Source organism: Microcystis sp. M53602_WE12, assembly GCF_030065455.1.
In the GTDB taxonomy this organism is placed as follows: domain Bacteria; phylum Cyanobacteriota; class Cyanobacteriia; order Cyanobacteriales; family Microcystaceae; genus Microcystis; species Microcystis aeruginosa.
Genome location: NZ_JASJFB010000543.1, coordinates 1 through 1,171, shown reverse-complemented (window position 1 = coordinate 1,171; position 1,171 = coordinate 1). Strand labels below are relative to the sequence as shown.

2 protein-coding genes are annotated in these 1,171 nt (G+C 41.8%); one reads left to right on the top strand and one right to left on the bottom strand.

The features are described 5' to 3' along the window. The first annotated feature begins 144 nt into the window (after positions 1-144). Positions 145-282, top strand: a complete 138-nt coding sequence (locus PX482_RS17560) for a hypothetical protein (protein ID WP_002789678.1) — start codon at positions 145-147, stop codon at positions 280-282. Between the two features lie 90 nt (positions 283-372). On the opposite strand, the gene PX482_RS17555 is transcribed toward PX482_RS17560, so the two are convergent. Beyond that, a complete protein-coding gene (locus PX482_RS17555) occupies positions 373-576 on the bottom strand; it encodes a hypothetical protein (protein ID WP_288027724.1) in 204 nt (67 codons plus the stop codon). Positions 577-1,171 lie beyond the last annotated feature (595 nt).

Below are 1,171 nucleotides of genomic sequence, written 5' to 3'. Positions count from 1 at the left end.
TTGCTAATAAACATAGCAAAATTATAGATGATTTCCTGACCTAAGATCACATTTTATTCTTTTTTCCACTTCAATCTAAGAATTGAGAAAAAAGCAAAACCTTATATTATACCATAAAAAAATTATGCAAGAGGTCTATTAGCGGTGCGTTACACGCGCGTTAACGCACCCTACAAAATCGGCGATCGCACTCCTCTTATATTGTTACATACAGCAATGAATTGTTATCGCTTTAACTCTTGTGTCGGCAATGAATTGGCAATTAATCAGAAATTAATATAAGCAATTATTGTAGGTTGGGTTGAGCGAAACAATACTGGGTCGAAAATGGCTCAATTCGATTGTTTAAGCGAAACCCAACCACCCCAAAGGTTACTCTTTGTTGGGTTTCCTTGCGTCAACCCAACCTACGAGGCTGTACGGTAAGACATTAACACTTGCACCCGTGTCTAACAGTGCTGAAAACTCTACCGAGCTATCTTGGTATGTCAGAGATATAGGTAGTTGAGGCAAGGCATCGGGGACACCAAACCCATCGAATCCTTCGGTAAAGTTAAATCGTTGGGCGTTACGCATTGTGCGTTGCTTGTTCCGAATCTAGGAGTTGAGCAAGTTTCTGCGCCGCTGCGTGTGAATTAAGCGGCGACGAGAGTAAATATGTTGCTCCTGGCTGTAGGCTTGGCTCCTCGTCCTTACTTAGTTCTGCGATCAGAAATTGCATCACCTTCAACTTGTCTGCACGAGGCAGACTTCTCAAAGTAGGGAATAGCTCTGCTATAGTCATCTGGCTTAGAGGATTGCATTACCTTTCCATTTTCTCATAAAGCTATCTATTCACCGTGCAAATTTCTCATAACTGAGCCATTTTCGATCCAGTATTGTTTCGTTCCACCCCACCTACAAGATCTGCATTTGAGCGTTGGCAATATGTTTACAGTTCCATATTAAGTAGGTAGGCTTTAAAAATTATCAGATGCCCCCCTTATTAAGGGGGGATTAAGGGGGGATCGGCACCCCCCTTATCAAGGGGGGATTAAGGGGGGATCGGCACCCCCCTTATCAAGGTAGGGCTGTTTCATTTAAATTAAGTATAGCTGATTTTGAGTCAATAAATTTGACCGAAGATTCTCTAGTTTATCTTGTTCTAACCAAAAGAGTTAGTCACAATAAC